Here is a 25600-nt window from a genome sequence, read left to right as displayed (position 1 = left end):
TCAGACCCCTCCCTCTCCGGTGCTGCCGTCGGTGTCGGCGGCGGTGACGAACAATTCCTCGGCCTTGCGCACCCGCACGGTGACCACCGCGCCGCGATATCTGGCCAGCGCGGGCAATACCAGCAGCCCGTCCTCGACCGGCCGGATCAGCCGCAGCTTGGTGAGCAGCGTGAGGACCTCGGTGGTGAGCCCGCCGACATCGGCCTGCCACTGGGCGGCGAAGGTCGCGCCGTAGCGGTCGGTGAGCGCGGTGACGGTCGTGCGCACCCAGGCGTCGTCGAGGAACGGATAGGTGACGGGTTCGAGGTCGTCGAGGTCGTCGGTGAAATACGGGGCCGGCGTGCTGGTTTCGAGGTCCTCGGCGAGCGGGGCGAACACGCCCGCAGTGGGGATGGACGCATCGAGGTGCTCGAGCAGGGTGTCATCGGGGGTGAGCGCGCCGGGGCGCCGGGGGATCGGGTTGTCGATGTCGAGGACCGTGTCGGCGATCTCGCCGATCAACAACAGCGCCACCTGTGCCAGGGTTCCGGTGCCGGGGAAGCGGGTATCGGACAGCCGTCCCGAGTTGTCGATCAGCGCCACACCTTCGGCCCGGCGTTCGGCGCGCAAGCCGGTGCAGTGCTCGACTTCGCCGACCAGTCGGTCCTGGCCGAGCAGCGCACCCTCGGCTGCCGACAGTTCGTCGAGATAGACGACGGGGCGCTCGACGAGCGCCCGGCGCACTCGGCGAGCCTGATCAGCCTGGTCGGTGTCCTCGGCCAGCAACCCGCGCACGCTGTGTAGATGCTGCAGTGCCCGTGGGGGCCGGAACAGCGCGAACACCACCGGGCGGTCGATGTCGTAGAGTGCCTCGCCCGCCTCCGGGTCGCTGGCCCAACCGCCCGCGTCGCCGTCGGCCAACGTCAACGCACCCCGCGCGCCCAGCCAGCCGACGGCATCGACGAAGGCGTCGCGATCGGCGGCTCGCTCGGTCGACAGGTCGAGTCCCTCGATCCGGCTCGCGTAATCGGCGACGTGCTCGGCCAATTCGGACAGGGTGATCTGGTCGCCTGCCCGGCCGAGCGCGGCCAGCGCCAGTGACAGATAGGCGTAGCGGCGGCGGTCGAAGACCCGATCGTTGACGCTGCGGGCGGGCCGGGCGTCATCGAGCCGATCGTGCACCGGGTAGAGCCGGGCCGTGGTCTCGGTGACCTCCAAGCGGTAACCGAACAATTCGGCCAGATCCTCGCGCAGTTCCGTCGCCCACCGCCGAATCAACGGCAGCGCGATCCGGTCGGGATAGACCCGGGTGACCAGGTGATTGGCGAGCATCACTCGCGCCGCCCGCTGATAGCTGTCGAGAGCGAGCGCATCGATCCGTTGTCGCTTCACAGTCTTGCCCCTCGTGCCGACGTCGGTCGCGCCGAGCGATGGACGCCGAAATCGGGCGAGTCGATGCGCAGTCTCATCGCGCGACCCCGCGGCGGCTCGACTCGCGTACTTCGAGGCGACGGTTGTTCAGATGGAGCAGCCCCGCCGCGGTCCGGATGACCGTCGACCCATCGCAGGGGCGCACTGTCAACGTGACGCCGTTGTCGGAACCTGTTGTGCCGTCGACTTTTCCGCTCACCGGAACCCACGCGGTGGAGGCGGCGTCGATCAGGCGCAACAGCACCTCGGTCTCACGCTGATCCAGCACTCGTTCGTGCACATTGCCCTGGGACAGCGAGGCGGCGGCCGCGGCGCGTTCACGCTGTGCCGCCAGTTGGGCCTCCCGCAGCCGCCGCACGCCCGCGTCGTTGCGCGCGATCCGGGCCGGGGCGCCCGCCGTGGGTGCGCGACCGGTTTCGGCGAGCGTGCGGGAGATCTCCAACGGCGGTGCTTCCCACCAGGATCGGCTGGTGGGGATCAGTTCCGCGTCGGGATGTTCGAGCGAGAGGTGGCGCGGCTTGCCCAGCCCGAACACCGCGTCGTAGAGCGCGTGCGCACTGCCCGCGCTGGGGGTGGCGACGAACCATTCGGCCAGATGGCGCAACGCCGATTCCCGGCTGACGCCACCTCGGCGGGTCTCGGTGACCCGGCGCAACAGCGACAGCACCGCCGCGATCGCGCTCATCGTCGCCTCGCGGAGCCGATCGGCCTCGCAGGTTTCCGACGACTCGGTGCCCGCGGCGACGAACCAGGTGCGCAGCCCGTCCCAGCGGGAACGCCAATCCGCTTCGCGCTCGGCGAGACTCAGCAGCACCCGCTCGTCGCACCCGGCCGCGCGGCCGATCAGCTGCTCGACGCCGGTCGCTTCGACTTCACCGATCGCCGCCGCCAGCCGCGGGGCGAAGCGGGCCAGATCCATGCTGAACTCCCGCATGTGTGCCAGCAGCGCGTCCTTGTGCGCGAGGAAGGATTCCGGCGTGATCTCGGTGGTGCGCACCAGGTCGCCCAGAGACAGGTAGAAGTGCGCGGCGCGCGCGGCCATGTCGGTGAGCGCGGTGTCGAGCCTGCGCAACGTGGTGTAGACCCGCTCGCCGTCGCCGTCGCGGTTGGCGGCGGAGAGGGTGCGCAGGTCGGCGAGCAGCTCGGGCAGCACCAGCCGCGACAGCGACGCGTCCTCCATCCGGGCCGCGAGCACCCCGGCCACCGCCCGGTAGGCCTGGAACCCGGCCTGCGCGAACTGGTAGACGTAGTGCCGGTTGCGGTACTCGGCCAGGGTGGCCGCGCGGGTGCCGTCGTAGCTGCGTTCGAGCACACCCCAGCGATGCAGCTGCTCGAGCAGGGGACCGATCTCGACCGCGGGCAGTGGGACACCCGCGGCCGCCTCGGCTCGACCGCCCGCCTCGGCTCTCGCTATCCACTCGGCGACGTCGTCGGCGTGCAACAACACCACGTAGGCAGCACGAGCGCTGTCGAAGGCGCGCAGCACCCGCAGGTAGTCGGCGCGCTTCTCGGCGGTCGCGAACGAGAACAACCGCAGACGCTCGTCCCACAGGGCGGGTACGGCGCTGGGCAGGCCGTCGGCGGAGTCGGTCACCGTAGACAGGTTAGTGGTGGCCTTCGCGTGCTCCGCCGGACCCGTCCCCGATCGACGTGGCATCGCCGCGCGAGCTCAGCCGACATTGAGCGATCGCAGCTGCTCGAGGAAGGTTTGGGTGCGGTGATCTCCTGGGTATCGTTCGATGATCTCCCTGGCCGCCTCGCCCGCGATCCACGCCAGCGACGGCAGCGACTTGCGCCCCGCGGAGAACGCCGCGACACCCTCCTCGACCGCGCGCTCGAGATCGCGATCGCGCACGGCCACGACGGCCAGGGTGAGCCGCGCCTCGGAGACCCGCATGGGATTGCGGACCGAACCGTCCGGTCGGGTCGAATCGCTGATCACCTGCTGGGCGTAGCGCTCGGCCAGTCGATCCTGGCCCGCCACCCGGCAGCAGTCCATCGCGTAGAAGTCGAATTTCGTGGCGTCGACGACGAAGTGGTTGTCCAGATCGGCCGGATGACCCATCCGCGACAGGATCGCCCTGCCCTCGTCGAGGGCGGTCTGCACATTGCGGCGATCACCGAGCCGGGCCCAGCCCTTGGCGCGCTGCGCCGCCAACTGCACCCCCACACTCGACGACGTGGTACCCGTCATGGCCTTCTCCGAGACGTCGATCGCGCCACGGAAGTTGCCCTGGGTCAACGCGAACCACGCCGACATCTCCGCGGCCCACCCGACGATCTCGGCATTGCCTGCCTCGCGGCCCAGCGAATCGGCGGCTCGGCGGGTGGCCTCGGCGCCACCCCGGCGGCCCAGATCGTAATCGACGCAACCGACCAGCAACGCGACCCAGCCTGCCAGGACGAGGATTTCACGATGCTGGCTCAGCGTCAGTCTGCCGTCGAGCAGGGAGGTGATCCGGCGCAGCCACGCGGTCCCCTCGGTGTGCAGTGCGTAGGGGTCGGCGTAGGCGTATTCGCAGCACAGCCTTTCGGCGGTGATCCGCACCGCGTCCAGGGTGGCGCTGTTGACGTCGGACATTCTGAGTCGTCCGATGAACTCCAGAGTGTCCATACCGGTTGCCGATAACAGCTCGTCATCACGGTTGGGACGGGACTTCGGGAAGAACGCGGCGGGGACGGTGTCGAACGCGGCCGCGATGATCGGCGCGTAGAACTCGTCAGGTCGCGATTCCCCGGATTCCCATCGGCGCCAGTTGCGCAGCAGGGTACTGTCCGTCGGCAGGTTGTGGGAGGACTTGGCACGCATAGCGCGAACGGCATCGGCTTGCGACCACCCCCTCGCGTCACGTTCCGAGCGCATCCGAACAGCCCAGACGGGTCGATCATCAGTTGCGGTCACGGCGGTAGTATTCCACCAGTTAACGTTCGGCGTCCCGGATAGGGCATGTAGATGTCATCGGATTGACATCTGCTGCCGGGGGCCATGATTGTTCATGATGTAAGCAGGTACTCGGCTCGACAACCGGATGCCGGCTTTGCAGGAGAGCTTGCAGGGCAACGAAGTACCCCCGCGTGGCGTGCCGCGCGACGCGGGGGGATCGGTACACGACAGGTCCGACAACAGAACAGCGATCCCAATCCAACGGAGGTTCGGGTGGAAGCGTTGATCTATGGATACTTGCGGGACGATCTGGCTGATGGTCAGAGCGACCAATTGGAGGATGCGCTACGCAGCCTCGCGCGGACCGCGGGCATGTGTTTCGCCGCGACGTTCCACGAAGCACCCGCGGGTGACGGTGCGGCGTTCGCCGAACTCACCCAGGAATTGAAGCGGGCCGATGCGCACCACGTGGTGGTGCCGTCACTCGATCACCTTACCGGCCAGACGATTCCGCGTGACCTGCTGATCGCGAAGCTGGCGCACGAGGCGGCCGCTCAAGTGCTGACCCTGGAGCGTTAGCCATGGGATCCGATGCCTGCACCGATCCACCATCTCGGTAGCGGCCGCTCCGGCGGCCAGGCAGGCCACCAGTGCGAGCAATCGCTGGTCGCCGAACGCCGGGTACACCTGCCAGTGCAGCAGGTACGCGAACAGCGAGCTGTCGGCCACCGCCACCGCCACCACGGCGACGACGGCGGGCACGCGCAGCGCGGGCAGCCAGATCAAGATCAGAATGCCCGCCATGACAAGGCGTTCCCGCTCGGTGACGCCGAAATATCCGGGCACACAAGCCAGCAGCACGGCGCTGACGATCAGCCGCTGCCAGACCGCCGTCGCCTTCGCTCCGGCCCAGCCGAGAACGAAGTACCAACAGGCCAGCGGTGACAACGCGATATCGCGTTCGGGGTAGAGCCCGAACGAATGCCAGCGCAAGACCAGGGTGAGGCCGAGCAGGCCGAGGGCGAACCAGAACGGCGCCCGCCGCTCCCACCCGTCGATCCGGGGGACCCGGATCAGCAGCGCGCAGGCCACGGTGCAGTACACGAGCACTTCCAGGAACCACAGGTGTCCCGCCGTGTCATTGCGGGGACCGAGGATCTTGTTGAGCAGCAACACATTCTGCCAGCTGTAATAGCCGGGTTGCCAGACCATCGTGATCAGGACCCAGAGCGCGGTCGGCACCGCGATCATCGCCACGGCCCGCCCGGTGAGTCGCAGTCGCCGGGCGGGTGGGGCCGAACTCACCGCGAACCGGGCGAAGTTGTAGCCCGCCACGGCGAGCAGCACGTGCGCGGCGCCCCAGAGTTCGAACAGCTGGATGTGCGAGCCGAGAATCAGCACGATCCCGATCGCGCGCAGAGCCGTCGAGGAGTCGAGCGCCCGGCCGAAGCGGGCGCGGGTACGGGGAGCTCGCCCCAGGTCGGCGATCGAACGCTGTGGCCAGTCGGTGGGCAGGGTACCGAGCACCCGCTCGAGGCGTGCCGCCACGGTGACGTAACTCAGCGAACTGCCACCCAGGTCCGCGAAACTGTGTGCGGGCGAGATCGTCTCGATCGGCAGGCCGAGGGCGTCGGCGTAGATCGCGCCGACATCGTCGCCCGGGCTCGCCGGTGTGGCGGCGAGCGCGCGCATCGCCGGATAGTCGATTTTGCCGGTGGCCAGCCGAGGCAGCTCGTCGACGACGGTCACGCTGATCGCGGTGGCGGGCAGGCCCGACACCTGGGCGATCAGTCGCGCGGCCGCCACCCCGTGCGCTCGGTGCGAGGTCGCCGACGCCGCCGGGCGGGGGAGTATCGCCGCGATCACCCGGCTGCCGTCGTCGGTGCAGGCGGCGACGAAACCGGCTGTGGCCAGCTCCGATTCGACGCGGCCCAGATCGATGCGCAGACCGAACAGCTTGGCGAAGCGGCTGCGCCTGCCGACGACCTGGTACAGCCCGTCGGGCGTGCGCCGGGCCAGATCGCCGGTCCGCAGCGCGTCGACCGTGCGGCCCAGTGCCAGGTCGGCCGAGTGGCGGGCGTAGCCGAGCATCACGTTCGGGCCGTGGTAGACGAGTTCCTCCGCGGCGCCGTCGTCGACCGGTGCCAAGGTGAAATGCCCGCCCGGGACGGGGATCCCGATGCAATCGGGGTGCTCGTCCGCCGATTCCGGTGGGAGATAGGCCATTCGGGCGGTGGCCTCGGTCTGGCCGTACATCACGAAGAACCGCCAGCCCGCGGCCGCGCCGAGCCGCGCGTAGGTCCGGACCCTGGCCGGCTCGAGCCTGCCGCCCGCCTGGGTCACATACCGCAGAGCGGGCAGCGACATCCGGGCGAAGCCGATCCGGTCGAGGAGATCGACGGTGTGGGGCACCGCGGCGAACGAGGTGGCCCGGTGCGCGCGGAACTCGTCCCAGAACTCGGGCTCGAGCACGGAGCGCTCGGTGAGCAACAGGCTCGCGCCGCGCAGCAGATGACTGTGGACCACCGACAGGCCGTAGCAGTAGAACAGCGGCAAGGTGGTCGCCGCGCGGTCGTCCGGGCCGATGCCGAGGTACTCGGCGATGGATTCGGCGTTGGCGCCGAGATTGCGCGCCGACAGCCGCACCAGCTTCGGCGACCCGGTGGACCCGGAGGTGCTGAGCAACAGCGCCAGCTCCGGATGCAGCCGGTGCGCCGACCGCGCGCGGTTCGCGATGACCCGACCGCGGTCGATGATCACATCCGGGTCGTAGGTTGCGGCCAGTTCGCCGGTGAGCTCGCCGGTGAGCAGGACCGCGCATCCCGCGTCGAGCGCGCCGAGGTAGGCGACGAGGGAGTCCAGATCGTTGCCCGCGGTGAGCGCGACGAGCCTGCGGACCGGTCCCAGTTCGGCCGAGAACTCCGCGACGCGGTCGGCGAGCTGGGCGTAGGTCACCGAGGTGATGGTGGCGGCGGACGCGGGCCCTACCGGGTGCAGCACCGCGACGCGGTCGTCGAAACCACGCAGATGGGCGAGGATCGGCAGGGTCGGCACGCGAAAAAGTCTAGGTGTCGTGCCGAGGGCGGCCGGGAGGCGCCTGTGCGGCGAACTCCCGGTGAACGAGAACTAGAGGCCGAAGCTGCCGGGCCCGCGTCTGCGCAGGTACTTCTCGAACTCGGCCGCGATGGCGTCGCCGTCGATCTTGGACATGGTCTCGTTGAGGTCGATCGCCGCGTCGCCGCGCTCCTCGAGCGAGCGCACGTACTCGCTGATCTCCTCGTCGCCGAGGGTCATCTCGTTGACCGCGGCTTCCCACTCCTCGGCCTGTTTCGGCAGCTCACCGAGCGGAACCTCGATATCGAGGACGTCTTCGACCCGGTGCAGCAGCGCGATCGTCGCCTTCGGGTTCGGCGGCTGCGACACATAGTGCGGGACGGCGGCCCAGAACGACACCGCGGGCACCCCGGCCTTCACGCACTGGTCCTGCAGCACGCCGGTGATTCCGGTCGGGCCCTCGTACCGGGTCTGTTCCAGGCTAAATCGCTCGGCGGCCTCGGGGCTGTAGGCCGAGCCGGTCACCGGCACCGGCCGGGTGTGGGGGGTATCGGCCAGCAGCGCGCCGAGGATGACGACCGTCTCCACGCCGAGTTGCTCGATGAACTCGAGCAGGTCGTCGCAGAAACTGCGCCATTTCATGTTCGGTTCGATGCCACGCAGCAACACCACGTCGCGGTCGCTGCCGGGCGGGGAACACACCGACAGCATCGTCGAGGGCCACTGGATCTCCCTGGTCACCCCGTCGACCTGACGGACTGTCGGCCGGTTCACCTGGTAGTCGTAGTAGTCCTCGGAATCGAGTTCGGCCAGCGGCTCGGCATCCCAGATCAACTCCAGATGTTCGATGGCGCCACTGGCGGCATCGCCGGCGTCGTTCCAGCCCTCGAAGGCGGCAACCATGACGGGATTGCGCAACGTCGGCAGTTCCGTCCCGGGGGTCTCACTGGCATCCACCCGGTCAGCCTAGTGTCTTGTGCGAATTGTTTTGCGGTGACCGACGGTGTTGCGTGTTTCCACCGGGAACAGTGGCGCAGGCCACTCGATTCACCCACAGTGGTCTCGTTCGTCGGGGGCGCCCTCTAGTCTTGAATCATGTCTGCGTCCTTGCCCACCGGGTTCGATACCACGCTCCTCGACACGCTGCGGCGGCGTGTCGTCATCGGCGACGGCGCGATGGGCACGATGTTGCAGGCCGCGGATCTGTCGCTCGACGACTTCCGCGGCCTCGAGGGATGCAACGAGATCCTCAACGACACCCGCCCGGATGTGCTCGCCGAGATTCACCGCGCCTACTTCGCGGCGGGCGCGGATGCGGTGGAGACCAACACCTTCGGCTGCAACCTGCCCAACCTCGCCGACTACGACATCTCCGACCGGATCCGCGATCTGTCCGAGCGCGGCACCCGCATCGCCCGCGATGTCGCCGACGAGATGGGTCCGTCCGCAGACGGCACCCCGCGCTATGTCCTCGGCTCGATGGGCCCCGGCACGAAGCTGCCGACCCTGGGCCACGCGCCGTTCGTCGCGCTGCGCGACGCCTACACCGAAGCCGCGCTCGGCATGCTCGACGGCGGTGCCGATGCCATCCTCATCGAGACCTGCCAGGACCTGCTGCAGGTCAAGGCCGCGATCACCGGCAGTCGCCGGGCCATGATCGCGGCGGGCCGCCGGATCCCGATCATCACCCACGTCACGGTGGAGACCACCGGCACCATGCTGGTCGGTAGTGAGATCGGCGCGGCGCTCACCGCGCTGGAACCGCTCGGCATCGACATGATCGGGCTGAACTGCGCGACCGGGCCCGCGGAGATGAGTGAGCACCTGCGGCACCTGTCGCGCCACGCCACCATCCCGGTGTCGGTGATGCCGAACGCCGGTCTGCCGGTGCTCGGTGCCAACGGCGCCGAGTACCCGCTCACCCCCGAAGAGCTCGCCGTCGCGATGAGCGGGTTCGTGTCCGAGTTCGGGCTCTCGCTGGTCGGTGGCTGCTGTGGCACCACCCCGGAGCACATTCGCCAGGTCGCCGAGGCGGTGCGTGAGGTCGAGAAGACGCTGCCCGCGATCGAGGATCGTCGCCACCCCGAGCACGAGCCCGCCGTCTCGAGCATGTACACCGCGGTGCCGTTCGAGCAGGACGCGTCGATCATGATGATCGGCGAGCGCACCAATGCCAACGGCTCCAAGGCTTTCCGTGACGCGATGCTGGCCGCCGACTGGCAGCGGTGCCTCGAGATCGCCAAGGACCAGACCCGCGACGGCGCGCACATGCTCGACCTCTGCGTCGACTACGTGGGCCGCGACGGTGCCGACGACATGAACGAGCTGGCCTCACGACTGGCCACCGCCTCGACGCTGCCGATCATGCTCGACTCCACCGAGGTGCCGGTCTTGCAGGCGGGTCTGCAGCATCTGGGTGGCCGGTGTGCGGTGAACTCGGTGAACTACGAGGACGGCGCAGGCCCGGATTCGCGGTTCCAGCAGATCATGCGGCTGGTCTCCGAGCACGGTGCCGCCGTCGTCGCGCTGACCATCGACGAAGAGGGTCAGGCTCGCACGGCCGATCACAAGGTCGCGATCGCCGAGCGGCTGATCGACGACATCACCGGCAACTGGGGCCTGGCCGAGTCCGACATCATCATCGACACCCTGACGTTCACCCTGGGCACCGGGCAGGAGGAGTCGCGCAAGGACGGCGAGGAGACGATCAAGGCCATCCGTGAGCTCAAGCGCCGCCGCCCGCAGGTGCAGACCACCCTGGGCCTGTCGAATATCTCCTTCGGTCTGAACCCGGCCGCCCGGCAGGTGCTGAACTCGGTGTTCATGCACGAATGTGTCGAAGCGGGACTGGATTCGGCGATCGTGCACGCGTCGAAGATCCTGCCGATGAGCCGGATCCCCGACGAGCACCAGCAGGTGGCCCTCGATCTGATCTATGACCGCCGCACCGAGGACTACGACCCGCTGCAGAAGCTGATGGCGTTGTTCGAGGGTGTCTCGACGGCCTCGTCGAAGGCCTCGCGCGCCGAGGAAATGGCGCTGCTGCCCTTGTTCGAGCGTCTCGAGCGGCGCATCGTCGACGGTGAACGCAACGGTCTCGGTGACGATCTCGACGAGGCGATGCAGACCGTGCCGCCGCTGCAGATCATCAACGAGACCCTGCTCTCGGGCATGAAGACCGTCGGTGAGCTGTTCGGTTCGGGCCAGATGCAGCTGCCGTTCGTGTTGCAGTCGGCCGAGGTGATGAAAACCGCTGTCGCGCACCTGGAACCGCACATGGAAGCCACCGACGACGCGGGTAAGGGCCGGATCGTGCTGGCCACGGTGAAGGGCGATGTCCACGACATCGGCAAGAACCTGGTCGACATCATCTTGTCCAACAACGGCTACGAGGTGGTGAACCTCGGTATCAAGCAGCCCATCGCCACCATTCTCGACGCCGCGCAGGACAAGAAGGCCGATGTGATCGGCATGTCCGGGCTGCTGGTGAAGTCGACCGTGGTGATGAAGGAGAACCTCGGTGAACTCAACTCCAAGGGTGTCGCCGAACAGTTCCCGGTGCTGCTCGGCGGCGCCGCGCTGACTCGTTCCTACGTGGAGAACGACCTCACCGCGGTCTACGACGGCGACGTGTACTACGCCCGTGACGCCTTCGAGGGCCTGCGGTTGATGGACGAGATCATGACCGTCAAGCGTGGCGGCGGGCTCGACCCGGACAGCCCGGCGGCGATCGCCGCCAAGGACAAGGCCGCCGAGCGCAAGGCGCGTCATGAGCGGTCCAAGCGGATCGCGGCCGAGCGCAAGGCCGCCGAGGTGCCGATCGTGGTGCCCGAACGCTCCGATGTGGCCGCGGATCTGCCCGTGCCGACGCCGCCGTTCTGGGGCACCCGGGTGATCAAGGGTCTGCCGCTGGCGGAGTATTCGGGTCTGCTCGACGAGCGGGCACTGTTCCTCGGCCAGTGGGGTCTGCGCGGTCAGCGGGCCGGGGACGGGCCGACCTATGAGGACCTGGTGGAGACCGAGGGCCGGCCGCGGTTGCGCGCCTGGCTCGACCGGCTCGCCACCGAGGGTGTGCTCCAGCACGCGGCCCTGGTCTACGGGTACTTCCCGGCGGTGTCGGAGGGTGACGAGGTCATCGTGTTGACCGAGCCGAATCCGGATGCGCCGGAACGGTATCGGTTCACCTTCCCGCGTCAGCAGCGCGACAGGTTCCTGTGCATCGCCGACTTCATCCGCTCGCGCGAGCAGGCTCGTGCGACCGGACAGGTCGACGTGTTGCCGTTCCAGCTGGTGACGATGGGTCAGCCGATCGCCGACTTCGCGAACGCGCTGTTCGCCGCCGACAACTACCGCGACTACCTCGAGGTGCACGGCATCGGTGTGCAGCTCACCGAGGCGCTGGCCGAGTACTGGCATCGCCGGGTGCGCGAGGAACTGACCGTCGACGGCAAGTCCGTCGCCGCCGACGATCCCGCCGACATCCAGGACTACTTCAAGCTCGGCTACCGGGGCGCTCGCTACTCCTTCGGCTACGGTGCCTGCCCCGACCTGGAAGATCGTGCCAAGCTGGTCGACCTGCTCGACGCCGGCCGGGTCGGGGTGACGCTGTCGGAGGAACTGCAGTTGCACCCCGAACAGTCGACGGACGCGTTCGTGCTGCTGCATCCGGAGGCGAAATACTTCAACGCCTGAGAGACTGCAGGCACAGAGATACACGCGTCGGCAGATCGGACCGGTCCCGCGGACCGGTCCGATTGTCGTTGCGACGCATGTGAGTCTGGTCACGATGCGGCGCTGGGTCCATGGACCGGGCTGTCCCGCAACAGGATCGAAGCAGTTCAGCACGTAGGATTTTCGAAAGTTTCATCCCGCTGTGGCGCGGAGGGCGAGACGACTCAGCGGTAAGCAGGAGGGGCACACGATATGACATCGGATCGGTTGATCGCGGGACGCTATCGACTCACCGACCCGATCGGCACGGGCGCGATGGGGGTCGTGTGGCGCGCCACCGATGTCCGGCTGCGGCGCACTGTCGCGGTGAAGCAAGTGCTGCTCGCACCCGGTCTCACCGGTACGCAAGCACTCGAAGGAAAACTGCGTGCGATGCGGGAGGGCCGGATCGCGGCCCGTCTGCACCATCCCAACGCCATCACCGTCTTCGATGTCGCCGAAGAGGACGGCCAGCCGTGGCTGGTCATGGAATACATGAACGCGCCGAGCCTCGCGGTGAAGCTGGCGGGCGGGGTGACGTTGCCACCGATCGAGGTGGCGGGGATCGGCGCCCAGGCCGCCGCCGCGCTGTCGGCCGCGCACGACGCCGGGATCATGCACCGTGATGTGAAACCGGCCAACCTGCTCGTCGGCGACGACGGCACGGTCAAACTCACCGACTTCGGCATCTCGCACGCGACCGGCGACGTCACCGTCACCGCCACCGGATTCCTGGCGGGCACCCCCGCCTATCTGGCGCCCGAGATCGCCCGCGGCGACAACCCGAAACCCGCCGCCGACGTGTTCGCTCTCGGGTCCACGCTGTACGCCGCCTCCGAAGGCGCTCCGCCGTTCGGTGAGGGCGACAACCCGCTGGCTGTGCTGCACGCCGTCGCGCGCGGTGTGGTGCCCGAGCCGAAGAACGCGGGCCCGCTCGCCCCGGTCCTGATGTGGCTGCTGACCGCGTCCGCCGACGACCGGCCGACGATGGCGCAGGCCCGGGTCGCGCTGGAAGACGTTGCGGCGGGCCGTGTTCCGGCACTGCCCGCCTCGGCCACGAAGATTCTGCCGATGAGCGAGGCGGCCACGTCGCTGATTCCGCCGGCCGGCGCACCCGCGAACGGGGGCGCGACGGCGAAGTCGGGCGCGGCAGCGTTGTTCGGCAGCGGTCTCGCGAAGGCCAAGGCTGCCCGCTCGGCCATCTCGGGCCGAAATTCGACCGGCGCACCGCATGCCTCGGACGTGAGCGGGAGTGCGGCGTCGGGCACGGGCGGCAACGCGGCGAGCCGAGCGGACGGGGCAATCGGCCGAGCGGCGGCAGGCGGGGCCGGGCAGGCAGGCGCAGTGCGGCAGGCGGCGGCAGGCGATCCCGGCCTCGTCCGGCCGCGCGACGCCGCGTCCTCGGCCGCGGACGGTGTCGAACGCGCCGGTGCCCAGGCGCAGCTGCGCGCCGAGGCCGCGGCCGGGCCGACGGACGGCTCCGGCCTGCATCCGGCGTTCCCCGTCCCGCCGTCGCGCACCGACCGCGCGAACAACAGCCGCGCCGTGCTGCTGCTGGCCGCGGCCGTCGCCGCCTTCACGGTGATGCTGGTGGTGCTGGTGGTCACCCGTGACCGGGGCGGTGACTCCGATCGGCAGGCGCAGGTCCCGGCATCGCCGGTCACCGTCACGACCGTGGTCGACGGCAAGGTGAGCACGGTCGTCATCGTGCCCGAGCAGGAAACGATCACCGTGTCTGCCCCGCCCGAAGCCCTGCCGAGCGGTGCGACGAGCACCGGGGCGACCCCGACCGGCACATCCGCCAAGCCCACCCCCACCACCGCGAAACCGACCAGCACGACCATCACCACCACGCCGTTCGGTCCGCCCACCCCGGACCGGATCAACCAGTTCATCGCCGGGTACTACGGCATGCTGCCCGGCAATATCGGCGGGGCGTGGGCGCAACTCGCTCCCGGCTACCAGGCGCAGACCGGCGGGTTCGGGCAGTACTCGTCGTTCTGGTCGTCGGTGCGGTCGGTGACTGTCGGCTCGATCACCCCCAGCGGGCCGAACCGCGCGGTCGTCACGCTCACCTATCAGCTCGCCAATGGCACCGTGACCTCGGAGAACCGGTGGATCCAGGTCTCCGGCGACGCGGGCAACCTGCAGATCGCCGGATCGGGCGTCTGAGGCGGACCCGTTACCCTGAACGGGGTCCGGCGAGCGCCGGGCACTTCGGCGATGTGTGACGAGAACGAGGCGAGTAACAGGTGAGCGCGCGACCGGCCGCGGTGCTGTGGGACATGGACGGCACGCTGCTCGATTCGGAGAAGCTGTGGGACATCGCGGTTCGTGAACTGGCCCGCGAACACGGTCGCGAGCTGACCGACGAGGTCCGCCACGCCCTGATCGGTGCCTCCGGCCCCAACGCGCTGCGCATGCTCTTCGACGGTATCGGTATCGACCCGTCGCCGCAGACGATCGTCGAGGCGGGGGAGTTCCTGGAGCGCCGGGTCACCGAGCTGATGCTCGGCCCGATCCCGTGGCGTCCCGGCGCCAAGGACGCGCTGGCGATGGTGCGCGAGGCGGGCATGAAGTCCGCGCTGGTGACCAACACCAAGCGCTCGCTCACCGAATACGGCCTCGATACTCTCGGCCGCGACTTCTTCGACACCTCCGTCTGCGGTGACGAGGTGGCGCACGGCAAGCCCGATCCGGCCATCTACCGCCGCGCCGCGGAACTGCTCGGGGTCGACCCGGGTGATTGTGTCGCGATCGAGGACTCGCCGACCGGTTCGCTCGCGGCACAGGGCGCGGGCTGCGGTCTGCTGGTGATTCCGTGCGAGATCGCGGTTCCCGAGGCGCCGGGGCGGGTATTCCGGGAGTCGCTGATCGGTTTGTCGGTCGACGATCTGCGAGTCGCACTCGACGCACGCGTGTGAATCTTTCGACAGCGGCGCGTGATAGGGCGTAATAGCCTACCGTGATAGTACCGAAACCCAGGTTGAATCTACGAAAACTGTTGCCGCACAGTTGATTTCGCCCGATTGTGATCTTCCTGGGATATGCCCGATTTGTCGAAACCACGGGCGCTCGCCCGAATATTCCCGCAAACTGGGTACATGACGGGCACGCGGGGGCTTGACGAAATCGTCGACATCGCACGGTATCCACTCACCGATCTCGGTGGTTCGGGCAGGCAGGCGGCTATCGACGCCGCCCGCGCCGAGCTGGCCGAGGACGGTTGTACGGTGCTGCGCGAGTTCATCCGCCCGCAGCTGCTCGACACACTGCGCGCCGAGGGGGAGGCGATCGCGCCGCACGCCCACTACAAGGTGGAGCGGGTCAACGCCTACAACATTCCCCTCGACGCCGACCTGCCCGCCGGCCATCCGGCGCGCATCGTGCTCGATCGCGGAAACGCGTTCGTGGCCCGCGACCGGATCCCCGCCGAGGCGCTGATCCAGCGCCTCTACACCGACCCGGTGTTCCAGCGCTTCGTCGCCGATTGTTTCGAACTCGAGGATCTGCACGAATTCGCCGACCCACTGGCAGGTTTGTGCCTGAACGTGGTCGAGCCGGGGATGTCGCATCCGTGGCATTTCGACACCAACGAATTCACCGTCAGCATGCTCACACGCAAGCCCGACGCCGGCGGCGTGTTCGAGTACTGCCCCAACATCCGCGACCCGCACGCCGAGCACCTCGACGACGTGCGCGCCGTGCTCGCCGGTGACGGCACCCGGTTCATTCGCGCGCTGGAACTGCGCCCCGGCGATCTGCAGCTGTTCAAGGGCCGCTTCTCCCTGCACCGCGTCACCGAGGTGGCCGGTGCGAGCCAACGACATTCGGCGATTTTCGCCTACACGGACCGTCCAGGGGTGATCGGCACGGTCGAACGCACCAGGCAGTTGTTCGGCCGTGTCCTGCCCGACCACGTGGCCGCCGCGGCCGACGCCGTCCGAGGTGACCGACTGCTCGACTGAGAGGAACCGCCCATGTCCGTTCCGTTGCACACCACCGGTAAAGCATCCTTCGACGACATCTACGAAAGTCCGGATCCGCGTGCGTACTTCGCACGGATGAACGAGCTGGACTACCGGATCCCGGAACTGGCGAAGCCGCACTTCGCCGAGCAGTTGCGCCAGCTGCGGGCCGCTCGGCCGGGCCGGATCCCGACGGTGCTCGACCTCGGGTGCTCCTACGGGGTGAACGCGGCACTGCTGCGCACCGGCACCACCGTCGACGAATTGGCCGGGCACTACCGCGATCACGTCGACACCGACAAGATCGGGTTGATCGCCGCCGACCGGGAGCGGTTGCGCGGCGACCTGATGCCCGACGTACGCTTCATCGGGATGGACGCCGCACGCCCGGCGCTGACCTACGCCCACGCCGCCGGACTCCTGCACGACTACGTGCACGCCGACCTCGAGGCCACCGAGCCCACCGAGGCACAGCGCCGTGTGCTCGCCTCCGCCGATCTGGTGATCTCCACCGGATGCGTCGGCTACATCACCGAGAAAACCCTGTCCAGGGTCGCCCAAGCAGATCCGCGCAAGCGACCGTGGATGGCGCATTTCGTGTTGCGGATGTTCGATTTCGGTCCCATCGCCGAGGAGTTGGCCGCGCTCGGCTATCGCAGCGAGCAACGTCCCGGTATGTTCCAGCAGCGGAGGTTCGCCTCGTCGCAGGAACGTGAACAAGTGCTGGATGCGTTGGCGGCCAAGGGAATCGACACCACCGACCACGAAGCCGAAGGCTGGCTCTACGCCAACCTGTTCCTGTCCCGCCCGCATCCCATCGAGACCTGAGGACTTGGATTGAACCAACCCACGTTCGCCGCCGAAGACACGCTGCCCCGGGTACCGCTGCCGAGTCTGGACGACAGTTGCGCGCGGTTCCTGCAGTGGTGTCAGCCCCTGCTCGGCGCCGAAGATTACGCCACCACCGAGGGCGCGGTAGCCGAGCTGCTGCGCCCCGGTGGGGCGGGGCGCGCGCTGCACGCCGCCCTGGCCGACTACGACGCCACCCCCGGCGTCGGCAGCTGGCTCGACGAATTCTGGCCGTCCCGGTATCTGGGCCGCCGCGACCGGATCGCGATCAACGCCAACTTCGTGTTCCTGTTCCGCGACGACACCCCCCTGGCGGCGTCGACCCTCGCCGGGCAGACCGAGCGGGCAGCCGCCATCATCGGGGCGGCCGTCGATTACAAGCTGGCGCTGGACGCGGAGAAGATCGCGCCGGTGACCCAGCGCGGGCAGGCACTGTCGATGTGGCAGAACAAGTACCTGTTCTCCGAGACCCGGATTCCCGGCGAGATCCAGGACAGCGTCCGCAAGCCCTACAGCCCGGAATGGCCCGGCCCCTCGGATGCCCGGCACATCGCGGTCTTCTACCGCGGCAACATCTTCCGGATGGATGTCATCGGACCCGACGGCGCGCCGTACGCGTTCGACGACGTGGTCGACGGGCTGCGCGCGGTGATCAAGGGCGGTACCAAGCCCGCCGCGACCGACACCTCGGTCGGCCATCTCACCACGAAAGCCCGTGCGGCATGGGCGCGCAGCCGGGAAGTGCTGCGCACCGAGCCCGCCAATGTCGAGGCCTTCGACGCGGTGGAGACGGCGCTGTTCTCGGTGTGCCTGGAAGACTTCGCCCCGCGCGACGAACTGCACGCTTGCGATCAGCTGCTCCACGGCGACAGCGGCAATCGCTACTTCGACAAGTCGGTGACGTTCATCGTCTTCGCCGACGGTCAGTCCGGCATCAACATCGAGCACTGCGGACTCGACGGCACCACCGTGCTGTCGTTCGTCGACGCGCTGCTCGAGCGGACCGCCCAGGACCACGCGGCGACCAGCGGCGCGCAATCGCAGGGGCTGCCCTCGGTGGAGCCGATCGAGTTCGTGCTCGACTCCGCCGCCCGCGCCGACATCGCCGCGGCGGGCGCCGACTTCGCCCGCTTCGCCGCCGACACGGCCACCTCGCTGGTGTCGTTCGACGACTTCGGCACCGGCGAGGCCAAGAAGCTGGGCATCTCACCCGATGCCTTCGCTCAGCTCAGCTACCAGCTCGCCCACCGGCGCAGCAAGGGGCTCACCGGCGCCACCTACGAATCCATCGCCACCCGGCAGTTCCGCAACGGCCGCACCGAGGCCATGCGCGTGGTGACCCCGGAGATGGTGGCGTTCGTCGACGCGATGGTGTCCGGCGACGCCGACCCCGCGACCAAGCTGGCCGCGGCGCGCACCGCCGCGTCCGCCCACGTCGCGCGGGCCAAGGAATGCCAAGCCGGGCAGGCACCCGAGCAGCACCTGTGGGAACTGGAGTGGATCCAGCGCCGCCGCGGCGAACAGCTCGGCGTCGCCGAGGAGCGGATCGCGCTGTTCGACAGCCCCGGCTGGACGATCATGCGCGACGACTACCTCTCGACCAGCTCGGCCCCGTCGAAGTACATCCGCTACTTCGGCTTCGGCTCGACCAGCCCGCGCTGCATCGGCATCGCCTACGTGCTGCTGCCGGATCGGTGGAACATCTACCTGGCCACCCCCAAATCGGTGTCCGACCAGATGTACGCCTTCGCCGATCACCTGCGCACCGCCGTAGCCGACCTGCGCGAACTGCTCGCTCAACCGGCGTGATCGTTTCCCGGCGTGCCGCACCGCGCGGTGCGCCGGGAAAACCGCTGGGTCGGGTATGAAACAATCTCTACTCGTGAAGAACTTCGAATCCCTGTTCGCCGAGCTGACCGAGCGTGCCCAGACCCGTCCCGAGGGCTCTGGCACCGTGGCCGCGCTGGACGCAGGCGTTCATTTCCAGGGCAAGAAGGTCCTGGAGGAGGCAGGCGAGATCTGGCTGGCCGCCGAGCACGAGAGCGATGAAGCGCTCGCCGAGGAGATCTCCCAGCTGCTGTACTGGCTCCAGGTGATGATGCTGGGTCGCGGGCTGAAGCTCGAGGACGTGTACCGACATCTGTGACGGCTGATCCGTCCCGATCGACACGTTTCTCACTTCCCCGAAAGGACCCCATTCCCATGTTGCGCGTCGCAGTTCCCAACAAGGGTTCGCTGTCGGAAGCCGCCACCTCCATCCTGAGCGAGGCCGGATACCGCAAGCGGACCGATTCCCGCGATCTCACCGTTCTCGATCCCGCGAACCAGGTCGAATTCTTCTTCCTGCGTCCCAAGGACATCGCCATCTACGTCGGCTCCGGTGAGCTCGACCTCGGCATCACCGGCCGCGATCTGGCGCTGGACTCCGGGTCCCCGGTGAGCGAGCGGCTCTCGCTCGGTTTCGGCCGCTCCAGCTTCCGCTACGCGGCCCCCGCCGGCGAGGACTGGAAGGTCGAGGATCTGGCGGGCAAGCGCATCGCCACCTCCTACCCGAACCTGGTCCGCGCCGACCTCGCCCGCTTCGGCATCGACGCCGAGGTGATCCGCCTCGACGGCGCGGTCGAGATCTCGATCCAGCTCGGTGTCGCCGACGCCATCGCCGACGTCGTCGGATCCGGGCGCACCCTGCGTCAGCACAACCTGGTCGCGTTCGGCGAGTCCCTGTGCGATTCCGAAGGCGTCCTCATCGAACGCACCGGGTCCGACCGCGACGACCGCGCCCGCAACCAGCTCATCAACCGCATCCAGGGCGTCGTCTTCGCCCAGCAGTACCTGATGCTCGACTACGACTGCCCCAAGTCGCTGTTCGACCAGGCCGTCGCGATCACCCCCGGGCTGGAGTCACCGACGGTCTCGCCGCTGACCGATCCCGAGTGGGTCGCCGTGCGCGCCCTCGTTCCCCGCAAGCAGGGCAACGAACTGATGGACCGCCTCGCCGACCTCGGCGCCAAGGCCATCCTCGCCACCGACATCCGCTCCTGCCGGGCTTTCTGAGCCCTGACGACCGGAGGCCCCTCACCTGTGTTCATCCAGGTGAGGGGCTTTCGTGCAGGTGGAGCTGTCGGCGTTCCTACTTCGCCGACAGACTCTCCAGCGCCTCACGAATGAAGCACAACGGGCAGATCGGGTCGAACGGCGCCGTCGGGTAACCGCCGATCACCGGTTGCGCAATCCGCGGCCCCGCTGACGTCTCGGCCGATGCCACGGTCGGGTAGATCCCGATCGACACCGCGACAGCCGCGACGGCCACGGCTCTGGACATGGTGCGATTCATCTGTCTCCTCAGCTCGATGGATGACAACCCGCTACGGCGGTGCACCGACAGGTCGTACCGAGGGGATTCCCCTACGGACCGAGGGTAGTCGTGGTCGCTTCGACCCCGCGATGGATACCTCGCCGCGAGTAGGCTGGAATCGCAGATTTGTCCGGACAATCAGTGATCGGGGCGAACATGTCGAACAAGAACGAGCACGAAGAGAAGATCGAGAAGGAGCAGGTCGAGCGCGAAGAGGAACGCCGCCGCCTGCAAGAAGAAGAGGATCGTCGCCTGCAGTAGGCCCGGCCCTCGTACATCATGTCACCGATCATGTGGTCAGCCGCGAGATCCGCTCAGACTGAACGCAATCGGTGTGCCCTCGCGATTCCGTTGCTACCTTGCGTTTTCTCGATGAGGAACAGCAAGGAGTCACCGTGTCGCAGACACAGCCCGAGCCTCGGCCGGGCAGCGCATTCAGCTGGAACGAAGACTGGTTGGCTACCGTCGTCGGGCTCGTCCTGATCGGTCTGGTACTGGTCGGCGCGATCCCCGACTGGCTGGTGCCGTGATGGGGGAGACCGGGACGACGTCGGAAACCGCGGCGTTGCAGGCGAATGCGCGGCCTGCGGTGCGCGACATCGTGGCCGGGATCGTGCTGGTGCTGGCGCTGGGCGCGTTGACGCGGTTCTTCGACACCCATGTTCCCCAGTGGGCCGCGGATACACCCTTCAAGCGGGTCGCGAAGACAGTCGAGTATCCGGTGTACGCGATCGCGATCGGGTTGATCGGCAATGTGGTGCTGAGCAAGATCGGCCTGCGGGACCGGCTTTCGGCCGGTTTCCGGACCGAGTTCTTCATCAAGACCGGGGTGGTGCTGCTCGGCGCTTCGATCAATCTGAAGATCCTGGTGACGGCGGCCGCTCCGTCGATCGTGCAGGCGCTGGCGTTGATCACCATCGTCTTCGGGTTCACCTGGTGGCTGGGCGGGGTGCTCGGTCTCGACGACAAGTTGCGGGCGCTGCTGTCGTCGGCGGTGTCGATCTGCGGGGTGAGCGCGGCCATCGCGGCGGCGGGTGCGGTGCAGGCACGACGCGAGCAGATCGCCTACGCGGCGTCGCTGGTGATCATCTTCGCGCTGCCGTCGATCTTCCTGTTGCCTTGGCTCGCTGATGTTTTCGGACTTTCCGATGCGGTGGCAGGCGCGTGGATCGGTGGCAATATCGACACCACGGCCGCGGTGGCTGCCGCGGGTGCGCTGGCGGGTGAGCAGTCGTTGCAGATCGCGACGATCGTCAAGACCACGCAGAACGCGCTCATCGGTCTCGTGGCGATCGCGCTCACCGCCTGGTTCGCGTTCCGCGTGGATCGTACCGAGGGCGCCGCTCGTCCGAGCCTCGGCGAATTCTGGGCCAGGTTCCCGAAATTCGTGCTCGGGTTCATCGCCGCCTCGATCATCGGCACGCTGTATCTGCAGTCGGTCGACAAGAAGACCGGCGCCGCGCACATCGCCGTCATCAACGACCTGCGCACCTGGTTCCTGATCCTGGCCTTCGTCTCCATCGGTCTGGAGTTCTCGCTACGCGGGCTGCGCGAAGCCGGGTGGCGGCCGATCGTGGTCTTCGGATCGGCGGCGGTCGTGAATCTCGCTGTCGGCCTGGGTCTTTCGGTGCTGCTGTTCCGCGACTTCGCGGTCTGAGTGCCCGCCGCGGGCAGCCTCAGGAATCAGCCCGGCTGCTCGCGGTCGCCTCGGCCTTGATCTGTTCGAACTGCGCGCCCATCCGCGCGGCCAGTGCGGTCGCGGCCGACAGCGGACGGACCATCACCATCAGTTCGTCGATCTTGCCGTCCTCGTCGAGGTGGACGAAATCGCACCCGGTGAGTTGCTTGCCGTCCACGGTGGCCTCGAACACCAGGGCGTGATCGCGCCCTTCGCCGATCTCGCGCACGTAGCGGAAGTCTTCGAAGACGCGGATCACCGCGCGCAAGATGGCCGCGGTGATGGCCTTGCCGGGATAGGGCTGGAAGGCGACAGGGCTGGTGAAGACCACATTCTCGGCCAGCAATGCCTCGATGGCCGCTTCGTCTCGTGCTTCGACCGCCGTGCGGAAAGGATGCATCTGTCAGCTCACCTCATATTCAACGAGTTGCATAGGGTGTGCGCAGCTTAACCCGGACAGTGGGTGCGGTCATACGTCTTCGGGGAGACGTTCTGTCACCAGGTCGGCAGGGGCCGGGGCCTGGACCGGCCAGCCCGGGTAGGGCGGTGGCGTGCCGCCGTACTCGGGGCACAGGGGCTTGAAGTCACAGAACTTGCACATCGAGTTGCGAGTGGGCGGGAAGTCCCCGGTTCGGCCCGCGTCGATGATGGCTTGCCAGAGCGCGGTGAGGATGCGCTGGAAGCGGTCCAGTTCCTCGCGCTCGGGTGTGTAGGTGAGAATGTTCTTGTCGGCCAGATAGATCAGGCGCAGCTGGGCCGGGACGATGTCGCGGGTGCGCAGGATCATCAGCGCGTAGAACTTGAGCTGGAACAGCGCTCGCGCTTCGTGCAGGGGGCCGGGGGAGCGACCGGTCTTGTAGTCGACAACGCGCAGCAGGCCGTTGGGCGCCACGTCGATGCGGTCGACGAAACCGCGCAGCGGAATATCGCCGTCGAGGTCGACCTCGACCCGTTCCTCGAGCGCGTGCGGCTCGAATCGGCGCGGGTCCTCGAGCTCGTAATAGCTCGCGACCAGCGTGCGCACTTCGTCGAACAGGGCCTGCGGACCACCCTCGGCGACGAGCTCGTCCACCCCGTCGCGCTCCGCGCGCACACGCTCCCACGCCCCCGGCACCAACTCGGCCGCCCGTGCCGGCTGACGCTCGGCCGCGGGCAACCCGAACAGATCTTCCAGCACCGCGTGCACCACGGTCCCGCGCACTGCCGCTCGCGACGGCGGTTCCGGCACCCGATCGATCGCCCGCAACCGGTACTTCAGCGGACACTGCTTGAAATCGCTTGCCCGCGAGGGCGACAACGCCGGACGCGACCGATGCACCGGCGCGTCGGCGGTGTCGTCGGTCAGGGGCACGGACAAGGGCGCTGACATGTTTCGCAGGTTAACCGCACACACCGACACGATCGCGCGTCCGCCGCGAAATAGCTGACCCGTCGATCGCGCGGACCGCGGCGCCTGGCAGGCTGACAGGTCCATTCGAAGAACGGGAGATCAATGACGGCCAGACGAACCGGTCCATTCGCTATCGGGGACCGCGTGCAGCTGACCGACGGTAAGGGACGCCTCTTCACCGTGGTGCTCGAGGAGGGTAAGGAATTCCATACCCATCGCGGCGGCATCAAGCACGACGACCTCATCGGCAACGACGAGGGCACCGTGGTGAAGTCGGTCAACGGCACCCCGTATCTGGCCCTTCGCCCGCTGCTCACCGACTACGTGCTGTCGATGCCGCGTGGCGCCGCGGTGATCTACCCCAAGGACGCGGCCCAGATCGTGCACGAGGGCGATGTGTTCCCGGGCGCGCGGGTGCTGGAAGCCGGCGCCGGTTCGGGTGCGCTGACCTGCTCGCTGCTGCGCGCGGTCGGTCCCGAGGGTGAGGTGATCTCCTACGAGATCCGCGACGACCACGCCGAGCACGCCGTCCGCAACGTGGAGACCTTCTTCGGCGAGCGGCCGGCGAACTGGTCGATCACGATCGCCGACGTGGCGCAGTACGAGGGCCCGCAGGTCGATCGCGTCGTGCTCGACATGCTGGCGCCGTGGGACGCGTTGCCCGCGGTGTCGAAGGCGCTGGTTCCCGGTGGGGTGCTGGTGGTGTACGTCGCCACCGTCACCCAGCTGTCGAAGGTGGTCGAGGCGCTGCGTGAGCAGGAATGCTGGACCGAGCCGCGCTCGTGGGAGTCGATGGTGCGTGGCTGGCACGTCGTCGGCCTGGCCGTGCGCCCGGAGCATCGCATGCAGGGCCATACCGCGTTCCTGGTGAGCGCGCGGCGGCTGGCCGAGGGCACTGTCACGCCCAAGCCGCAGCGGCGTCCGTCCAAGGGCTGATCACGCGCGGGTGAGCAGGCGGGCGGCGAGCAACGCGGCCGCCGCGCCTGCGAACCAGAGCCCACCGTCGCTGGTGAGGCCCCATCGGGTGGCTTGCAGGATCGCGATCCCGGCGGCGATCACGGTCAGCACGGTGGCGGCCGAGCGGACGCCCCGCACTGCCGCGACCGGACCGTCCCACCAGCGCAGCGGTGTGTTCTCGAGGCCACGCAGGCCGAGGAACAGCACGCCGGTGAGTGCGGCGGTCGCGGTGAGCTGCACCGCCGTGAGCAGCCAGAATCCGGATTCGGTGGGTGCGGCGCGGTCGGCGCCGGCCATGTGGCTGAGTACGAGCACGATGAGCAGGGCGGGCATGTGCCACAGGTACAGCGTCATGGCCCCGGTGTTGCCGATGACGGTCGACCACCAGACGCGCGGGCGGGCGGCGAGACGGCGCAGCCAGGGCGCTACGGCGACGGCGGCGCAGCACAGCATCACCGCGTGTCCGGCCAGCAGCAGCGAGGGCGGCGCCAGATTCGACAGCCGTTGGCCCGGCACGGTGACCATGCTCACCTCGTACGGGCCGACCAGGACCAAGAGCACGTCGACGACCAGAACCGCCGCGGCCAGCACCGCTGCGGTCCGCCGATGCAGCAGGCCACGCAGATACCCGATCCCGAGCACCGCGGGCACCAGCCAGACGACCATGTTGAGGTAGCCGAGCTCGCTCGGCCCGCCGGTGAGCCGCACCGCGTCGACGATCGCCGTGCCTGTCACGATCACCGCGACCGCGGCGAACATCCGGCCACCGCTGGTGATCAGCGCCGCGAGCGACGGCACGATCGCCAGCACGACCAGGTACGTGCCGAGAAACCACAGCAGCTGCACGCTCGTCACCGCGAGCGGACGATGCCACCCCGGCGTGAGCACCAGATCGGCCACCACCAGCAGCGCCACCGAGGCGGCCACGAAGTAGCCGAGCGGCCGGGCCAGCCGCTGGGTGCGCCGGAAAAGCCAAGCGCCCCATGATGTCCCCGACCCGATGCCGCGCGCACCCGCGGCCACGCCCGCGAAGAAGAACAGCGGAAGCACCTGCAGAACCCAGGTGAGCGGGCGCAGTATCGGCAGATCGGCGAGCACATTGCCGAAACGCACCTCGGTGCCCGACACCGTCACGGTCAGCATCAGGCAGTGACCGGCGACGACCACCACCAGCGACGAGATCCGCAGCAGATCCAGGAACCGGTCCCGATCGGTCGGGGTGTTCGCGGCCACCACCGCGACACTGGGAACAACGCTCATGCCAGAGACCATCGCAGAATTCGCGCCACGGACACAGCGCGGAACTACCCCGGTCGCTGAGTGGAACTACGCGGGCGTGGACCGC

Annotated in this window: 22 protein-coding genes; 13 read left to right on the top strand and 9 right to left on the bottom strand. The window is 68.4% G+C overall.

The genetic code is table 11. The annotated features are described in order from the left end of the window. From ACFQ9R_RS02435 to ACFQ9R_RS02425, 3 genes are all read right to left on the bottom strand, one after another. Positions 1–1371, bottom strand: coding sequence for a TIGR02678 family protein (locus ACFQ9R_RS02435; protein WP_378988197.1), 1371 nt, complete (start codon positions 1369–1371; stop codon positions 1–3). Between the two features lie 73 nt (positions 1372–1444). After that, complete coding sequence (locus ACFQ9R_RS02430; RefSeq protein ID WP_378988194.1) at positions 1445–3004, bottom strand: TIGR02677 family protein; 1560 nt, start codon at positions 3002–3004, stop codon at positions 1445–1447. A 75-nt stretch (positions 3005–3079) separates the two neighbouring features. Beyond that, complete coding sequence (locus tag ACFQ9R_RS02425; RefSeq protein WP_378988192.1) at positions 3080–4219, bottom strand: XRE family transcriptional regulator; 1140 nt, start codon at positions 4217–4219, stop codon at positions 3080–3082. 348 nt (positions 4220–4567) lie between these two features. On the opposite strand from ACFQ9R_RS02425, the gene ACFQ9R_RS02420 reads away from it, so the two are divergent. Further along, entirely contained in the window at positions 4568–4873 is a 306-nt protein-coding gene (locus ACFQ9R_RS02420) for a hypothetical protein (RefSeq protein WP_301901081.1), read from the top strand. Here ACFQ9R_RS02420 and ACFQ9R_RS02415 read toward each other — a convergent pair. Together ACFQ9R_RS02415 and ACFQ9R_RS02410 are read right to left on the bottom strand one after the other, a co-directional pair. Further along, positions 4775–7348 carry an AMP-binding protein gene (locus ACFQ9R_RS02415; RefSeq protein ID WP_378988188.1) on the bottom strand — a complete coding sequence of 858 codons (2574 nt, stop codon included), beginning with the start codon at positions 7346–7348 and terminating at the stop codon, positions 4775–4777. The two genes, ACFQ9R_RS02420 and ACFQ9R_RS02415, sit on opposite strands and share 99 nt — an antisense overlap. Positions 7349–7420: 72 nt before the next feature. After that, a complete protein-coding gene (locus ACFQ9R_RS02410) occupies positions 7421–8251 on the bottom strand; it encodes a PAC2 family protein (protein WP_235569430.1) in 831 nt (276 codons plus the stop codon). Positions 8252–8443: 192 nt separating this feature from the next. Between ACFQ9R_RS02410 and metH the strand changes: the two genes are divergently transcribed. The 8 genes from metH (at position 8444) to hisG (ending at position 19929) form a co-directional block, all read left to right on the top strand. Next, complete coding sequence (metH, locus tag ACFQ9R_RS02405) at positions 8444–12040, top strand: methionine synthase (protein WP_378988185.1); 3597 nt, start codon at positions 8444–8446, stop codon at positions 12038–12040. Positions 12041–12271: 231 nt separating this feature from the next. Continuing rightward, positions 12272–14230 carry a protein kinase gene (locus ACFQ9R_RS02400; RefSeq protein WP_378988182.1) on the top strand — a complete coding sequence of 653 codons (1959 nt, stop codon included), beginning with the start codon at positions 12272–12274 and terminating at the stop codon, positions 14228–14230. An 80-nt stretch (positions 14231–14310) separates the two neighbouring features. Continuing rightward, positions 14311–14982 (top strand): HAD family hydrolase, encoded by a 672-nt coding sequence (locus ACFQ9R_RS02395; protein WP_378988179.1) that lies wholly within the window; start codon positions 14311–14313, stop codon positions 14980–14982. A 180-nt stretch (positions 14983–15162) separates the two neighbouring features. Next, positions 15163–16026, top strand: coding sequence for an arpA protein (locus ACFQ9R_RS02390; RefSeq protein ID WP_378988176.1), 864 nt, complete (start codon positions 15163–15165; stop codon positions 16024–16026). 12 nt (positions 16027–16038) lie between these two features. Then, the gene (locus ACFQ9R_RS02385) at positions 16039–16854 is read left to right on the top strand and encodes a class I SAM-dependent methyltransferase (protein WP_378988173.1); all 816 of its coding nucleotides are present in this window, start codon (positions 16039–16041) and stop codon (positions 16852–16854) included. Positions 16855–16863: 9 nt separating this feature from the next. Beyond that, positions 16864–18684 carry a choline/carnitine O-acyltransferase gene (locus tag ACFQ9R_RS02380; RefSeq protein ID WP_378988170.1) on the top strand — a complete coding sequence of 607 codons (1821 nt, stop codon included), beginning with the start codon at positions 16864–16866 and terminating at the stop codon, positions 18682–18684. Between the two features lie 55 nt (positions 18685–18739). Continuing rightward, positions 18740–19021, top strand: coding sequence for a phosphoribosyl-ATP diphosphatase (locus ACFQ9R_RS02375; RefSeq protein ID WP_266290031.1), 282 nt, complete (start codon positions 18740–18742; stop codon positions 19019–19021). Between the two features lie 56 nt (positions 19022–19077). Then, a complete protein-coding gene (hisG, locus tag ACFQ9R_RS02370) occupies positions 19078–19929 on the top strand; it encodes an ATP phosphoribosyltransferase (RefSeq protein WP_378627402.1) in 852 nt (283 codons plus the stop codon). A gap of 76 nt (positions 19930–20005) precedes the next feature. On the opposite strand, the gene ACFQ9R_RS02365 is transcribed toward hisG, so the two are convergent. After that, positions 20006–20209: a hypothetical protein gene (locus tag ACFQ9R_RS02365; protein ID WP_378988166.1), complete on the bottom strand. Its 204-nt coding sequence runs from the start codon at positions 20207–20209 to the stop codon at positions 20006–20008. Between the two features lie 147 nt (positions 20210–20356). On the opposite strand from ACFQ9R_RS02365, the gene ACFQ9R_RS02360 reads away from it, so the two are divergent. The 3 genes from ACFQ9R_RS02360 to ACFQ9R_RS02350 all read left to right on the top strand — a co-directional run bounded on the left by ACFQ9R_RS02360 (position 20357) and on the right by ACFQ9R_RS02350 (position 21887). Then, positions 20357–20491 (top strand): hypothetical protein, encoded by a 135-nt coding sequence (locus ACFQ9R_RS02360; RefSeq protein ID WP_378988163.1) that lies wholly within the window; start codon positions 20357–20359, stop codon positions 20489–20491. 134 nt (positions 20492–20625) lie between these two features. Then, positions 20626–20760: a hypothetical protein gene (locus ACFQ9R_RS02355; RefSeq protein WP_266290015.1), complete on the top strand. Its 135-nt coding sequence runs from the start codon at positions 20626–20628 to the stop codon at positions 20758–20760. Continuing rightward, positions 20760–21887 (top strand): YeiH family protein, encoded by a 1128-nt coding sequence (locus ACFQ9R_RS02350; RefSeq protein ID WP_378988160.1) that lies wholly within the window; start codon positions 20760–20762, stop codon positions 21885–21887. Before ACFQ9R_RS02355 ends, ACFQ9R_RS02350 begins: the two co-directional genes overlap by 1 nt. Positions 21888–21906: 19 nt before the next feature. Here the strand turns inward: ACFQ9R_RS02350 and ACFQ9R_RS02345 are convergent, their stop codons facing one another. Next, positions 21907–22308, bottom strand: coding sequence for a nuclear transport factor 2 family protein (locus ACFQ9R_RS02345; RefSeq protein WP_358182305.1), 402 nt, complete (start codon positions 22306–22308; stop codon positions 21907–21909). 69 nt (positions 22309–22377) lie between these two features. Next, the gene (locus ACFQ9R_RS02340) at positions 22378–23277 is read right to left on the bottom strand and encodes a RecB family exonuclease (protein ID WP_378988156.1); all 900 of its coding nucleotides are present in this window, start codon (positions 23275–23277) and stop codon (positions 22378–22380) included. Positions 23278–23400: 123 nt separating this feature from the next. Between ACFQ9R_RS02340 and ACFQ9R_RS02335 the strand changes: the two genes are divergently transcribed. Continuing rightward, entirely contained in the window at positions 23401–24234 is an 834-nt protein-coding gene (locus ACFQ9R_RS02335) for a tRNA (adenine-N1)-methyltransferase (protein WP_358121145.1), read from the top strand. On the opposite strand, the gene ACFQ9R_RS02330 is transcribed toward ACFQ9R_RS02335, so the two are convergent. Further along, entirely contained in the window at positions 24235–25515 is a 1281-nt protein-coding gene (locus ACFQ9R_RS02330; protein ID WP_378988153.1) for an acyltransferase, read from the bottom strand. Positions 25516–25600: the final 85 nt, after the last annotated feature.

This window comes from Nocardia sp. NPDC056541 (genome assembly GCF_042794235.1).
Taxonomy (GTDB): domain Bacteria; phylum Actinomycetota; class Actinomycetes; order Mycobacteriales; family Mycobacteriaceae; genus Nocardia.
This window is presented reverse-complemented; position numbering and strand designations above follow the sequence as displayed.